This window comes from Longivirga aurantiaca (genome assembly GCF_042660085.1).
In the GTDB taxonomy this organism is placed as follows: domain Bacteria; phylum Actinomycetota; class Actinomycetes; order S36-B12; family CAIYMF01; genus Longivirga; species Longivirga aurantiaca.
In genome coordinates this window covers 1-4,447 of record NZ_JBHSTI010000045.1, presented here as the reverse complement: position 1 = coordinate 4,447, position 4,447 = coordinate 1, and the positions used below count along the sequence as shown (strand labels likewise).

The following is a 4,447-nucleotide window of genomic DNA, read 5'->3' as shown; positions in this document are numbered from 1 at the left end:
ACTCGAACCCCTGACTTCTGCCTTGCAAAGGCAGCGCTCTACCAACTGAGCTAAGCCCCCGGAGACGGTCCGCGGGGACCGCCCGGTGGAGTGGGTCAGCGCAGGTCGGGTGCCGAGGTGGCCTCGGTCCAGAGATCCTGCTCGGCCTTGGCCGCAGCGATCTGCTGGTAGACGACGTACCCGACCGCGGCGAGCGCGGCGATCACGAGCAGCTTCTTCACGGTTCCTGCCTTCCCGAGCGGGTGGGGCGTGGTGGTGGGCCTAGATGGACTTGAACCATCGACCTCTTCCTTATCAGGGAAGCGCTCTAACCAGGCTGAGCTATAGGCCCCAGGCGTGCCGGAGAAGGCTACCCCAGCACGGCGGGGTCCCCAAAACGGGGAGGCGTGCAGGGTTCACCGTACGCCGAACCCTCGGATCAGGAGTCCTCGGACAGCGTGACCTCGAGGCCGCCGGTGAGGCCGACCGAGAGGTTGTAGAGGAACGCGAACAGCGTCGCGAGCGCCGAGACCAGCACGATCTCGATCGCCGCCAGGACGAACGAGACGCCCATGACCCGGTTGAACCCGACGAGGGACTCGAAGTCGAACGAGGTGGACGCCGTGCCCGCGAGGTCGTCCACCGTGCGCGCGATGGCCGCGAACACTCCGGTGACGTCGAGCGTCCACCACAGCAGCGCGACGGCCATCACGATCACGATCGACAGCGACACCGAGAGCATGAACGCCGTCTTCATCACCGACCACGGGTCGAGCCGCGTGACCATGAGCCGCGCGCGGCGCGGGCCGGCGGGTCGCACCTGGGCCGTGGGAACCGCCTGCGGAGCTCCCGAGCCGGAGCGCGGGTCGAGCTGCGCCCGCGGGTCGCTCGCAGGACGCGACGGCGCGGCCGGGCGCTCCGGAGCAGCAGCGCCGGAGCCGGCACCGGACCCGGCAGGGCGGTCGGGAGCGGTCGTTCGCCCAGCAGCCACCGACCGCTCCGAGGAGCGCGGTGTCGTGCCTGCGGTGTCCACCGGGTCCCCTTAGCTCTCGGTCTCGTCGTCGGTCGCGGTCTCCACGGTAACCGACGGCTCGGCCTCCGCCGCGTCGGACACCGTCTCCGGAGCCTGCGCAGTCGTGCCGTCGCCGTCCGTGGCGGGCTCGGTGCCGTCGACGCCGTCGACGCCGTCGACATCGTCCTCGGTGTCGTCGTCGTCCCCGGCCTCGCCGCGGGCGACGGCGACGATCGCGTTGTCGCCGCTCACGTCCATGAGCGAGACGCCCATCGTGTCGCGCCCGGTCGCCCGGATCTCCGCGACGCGGGTGCGGATGACGACGCCGTCGGACGCGATCGCGTAGACCTCGTCGTCCTCGGACGCGACGAGCGCACCGACGAGCGACCCGCGCTCCTCGACGAGCTTCATCGCCCGGACGCCGTAGATGCCGCGGCCCTTGGCGTTCCAGTCGTCGACCGGCGTGCGCTTGGCGTAGCCGCCGTCGGTGACGGTGACGACGTACGCGCCCTCGCGGATGGTGTCCATCGCGAGGAGGTGGTCGCCGTCCCGGAAGCGCATGCCGATGACGCCGGAGGTCGCTCGACCCATGGGGCGCAGGGTGTCGTCGTCCGCGGTGAACCGCGCCGACATGCCCTTCGCGCTGACGAGCAGGAGGTCGGCGCCCTCGTCGACGAGCTGCGCGGAGATGAGCTCGTCGTCGTCGCGCAGGTTGATGGCGATGACGCCGCCGCTGCGGTTGGAGTCGAACTCGTCGAGGCGCGTCTTCTTCACCATGCCGTCGCGCGTGGCGAGGACGAGGTACGGCGCGGCCTGGTAGTCGCGGACGTCGAGGACCTGCGCGATCTGCTCCTCCGGCTGGAACGCCAGGAGGTTGGCCACGTGCTGACCACGGGCGTCGCGGCCGGAGTCCGGCAGCTCGTACGCCTTTGCCCGGTAGACCCGGCCCTTGTTGGTGAAGAACAGCAGGTAGTGGTGCGTGGTCGTCACGAAGAAGTGCTCGACGACGTCGTCGCCGCGCAGCGATGCGCCGCGCACACCCTTCCCGCCACGGCGCTGCGCCCGGTAGAGGCTGGCGACCGTGCGCTTGGCGTAGCCGCCGCGCGTGATCGTGACGACGACGTCCTCCTCGGCGATGAGGTCCTCGTCGGTGACCTCGCCGTCCCAGGGGATGATGACGCTGCGGCGGTCGTCGGCGTACTTCGCCGTGATCTCCGCGAGCTCCTCGCTCACGATGCTGCGCTGGCGCGGCTCGTTGCTGAGGATGTCGTTGTAGTCGGCGATCTTGGCCTGCAGGTCGTCGTACTCGTCGATGATCTTCTGCCGCTCGAGGGCGGCGAGGCGGCGCAGCTGCATGTCGAGGATCGCGGTCGCCTGGATCTCGTCGACCTCGAGCAGCGCCATGAGGCCCGTGCGCGCGTCGTCGACGGTGGCGCTCGCGCGGATGAGCGCGATCACGTCGTCGAGCGCATCGAGCGCCTTCAGGTAGCCGAGCAGGATGTGCGCGCGCTCCTCCGCCTTGCGCAGGCGGTACGTCGTGCGTCGCACGATCACTTCGATCTGGTGCGTGATCCAGTGGCGGATGAAGCCGTCGATCGGCAGGGTCCGCGGAATCCCGTCGACGAGGGCGATCATGTTGCAGGAGAAGTTGTCCTGCAGCTGGGTGTGCTTGAAGAGGTTGTTGAGCACGACCTTCGCGACGGCGTCGCGCTTGAGCTCGATCACGAGGCGCATGCCGGTGCGCGACGACGAGTCGTCGCGGACGTCGGAGATGCCCGAGATCTTGCCGTCGTTCGCGAGCTCGGCGATGCGCAGCAGGAGGTTGTCGGGGTTGACCTGGTACGGCAGCTGGGTGACGACGAGCAGCGTGCGGCCGCGGTTGTCCTCCTGCACCTCGACCTCGGCGCGCATCATGACCGAGCCGCGGCCGGTGCGGTACGCGTCCTCGATGCCCTTGCGCCCGACGATGAGCCCGCCGGTGGGGAAGTCGGGGCCCTTCACGCGCTCGAGGAACGCCTCGAGCATCTCCTCGCGGGTGGCCCCGGGGTGGGCGAGCGCCCACTGCGCCGCCTCGGCCACCTCGCCGAGATTGTGGGGCGGGATGTTGGTGGCCATGCCCACGGCGATGCCGGCGCTGCCGTTGACGAGCAGGTTGGGGAACCGGCTCGGCAGGATCACAGGCTCCTGCGTGCGGCCGTCGTAGTTGGGCGTGAAGTCGACGGTCTCCTCGTCGATGTCGCGCACCATCTCCATGGCGAGCGGCGCCATCCGCGCCTCGGTGTAGCGCATCGCGGCAGCGGGGTCGTTGCCCGGCGATCCGAAGTTGCCCTGCCCCGACACGAGCGGGTAGCGCAGCGACCAGGGCTGCGACAGGCGCACGAGGGTGTCGTAGATCGAGCTGTCGCCGTGCGGGTGGTAGTTGCCCATCACGTCGCCGACGATGCGCGCGCACTTGGAGAAGCCGCGGTCGGGGCGGTAGCCGCCGTCGAACATCGCGTAGAGCACGCGGCGGTGCACGGGCTTGAGGCCGTCGCGGACATCGGGCAGCGCGCGCGACACGATGACCGACATGGCGTAGTCCATGTAGGAGCGCTGCATCTCGACCTGGAGGTCGACCGACTCGATGCGGGGGTTGTAGTCGTCGGCCTCGGTGGTCGTGGTGTCGATGTCGTCAGGCATGAGGTTCCTTCGCGGTACGACGGGGGATCGGGCAGGGGCGCCGTACGGCTAGATGTCGAGGCGGATTAGATGTCCAAGAACCGGATGTCGCGGGCGTTGCGCTGGATGAAGGCCCGACGGCTCTCGACGTCCTCGCCCATGAGGACGCTGAACATCTCGTCGGCCTGCGCGGCGTCGTCGATCGTGACCTGCAGCAGCACGCGGCGGTCGGGATCCATCGTGGTCTCCCAGAGCTCGTCGGCGTTCATCTCGCCGAGGCCCTTGTAGCGCTGGGTGGCCTCCTCCTTGGGCAGCTTCTTGCCCGCGGCGAGACCGGCTGCGATGACGGCGTCGCGCTCGCGGTCGGAGTAGGCGTAGCCCGGCTCCTCGCGCGACCACTTGATCTTGTAGAGCGGCGGCTGCGAGAGGTAGACGTGGCCGCGCTCGACCAGCGGCTTCATGAAGCGGAACAGCAGCGTCAGCAGAAGCGTGGTGATGTGCTGGCCGTCGACGTCGGCGTCGGCCATCAGGACGACCTTGTTGTAGCGCAGCTTCTCGATGTCGAAGTCGTCGTGGACGCCGGTGCCGAAGGCGGAGATGAGCGCCTGCACCTCGTTGTTCTGCAGCACCTTGTCGATGCGCGCCTTCTCGACGTTCAGGATCTTGCCGCGGATCGGGAGGATCGCCTGGGTGCGCGGGTCGCGGCCGCTGCGGGCGGAGCCGCCGGCGGAGTCGCCCTCGACGATGAAGACCTCGCACTCGTCCGGGTTGGTCGACGAGCAGTCGATGAGCTTGCCG

General features: G+C 69.3%; 4 protein-coding genes and 1 tRNA gene. All 5 read right to left on the bottom strand.

What is annotated here, in order from left to right; genetic code table 11:
- Nucleotides 1-95: 95 nt before the first annotated feature.
- The gene (locus ACFQGU_RS16975) at nucleotides 96-221 is read right to left on the bottom strand and encodes a DLW-39 family protein (RefSeq protein ID WP_386768884.1); all 126 of its coding nucleotides are present in this window, start codon (nucleotides 219-221) and stop codon (nucleotides 96-98) included.
- Nucleotides 222-253: 32 nt separating this feature from the next.
- Nucleotides 254-331: transfer RNA gene (locus ACFQGU_RS16970), tRNA-Ile, on the bottom strand.
- Nucleotides 332-418: 87 nt separating this feature from the next.
- A complete protein-coding gene (locus tag ACFQGU_RS16965; protein ID WP_386768883.1) occupies nucleotides 419-970 on the bottom strand; it encodes a DUF3566 domain-containing protein in 552 nt (183 codons plus the stop codon).
- 51 nt (nucleotides 971-1,021) lie between these two features.
- Nucleotides 1,022-3,670: a DNA gyrase subunit A gene (gyrA, locus tag ACFQGU_RS16960; protein WP_386768882.1), complete on the bottom strand. Its 2,649-nt coding sequence runs from the start codon at nucleotides 3,668-3,670 to the stop codon at nucleotides 1,022-1,024.
- Nucleotides 3,671-3,735: 65 nt separating this feature from the next.
- Nucleotides 3,736-4,447 (bottom strand): toprim domain-containing protein (locus ACFQGU_RS16955; RefSeq protein ID WP_386768881.1); only part of this gene is annotated, 712 nt, incomplete at its 5' end.

What these genes read in the sequence shown, in the direction of transcription:
- gyrA (WP_386768882.1), bottom strand. Translation starts at nt 3,670, where the DNA reads ATGCCTGACGACATCGACACCACGACCACCGAGGCCGACGACTACAAC.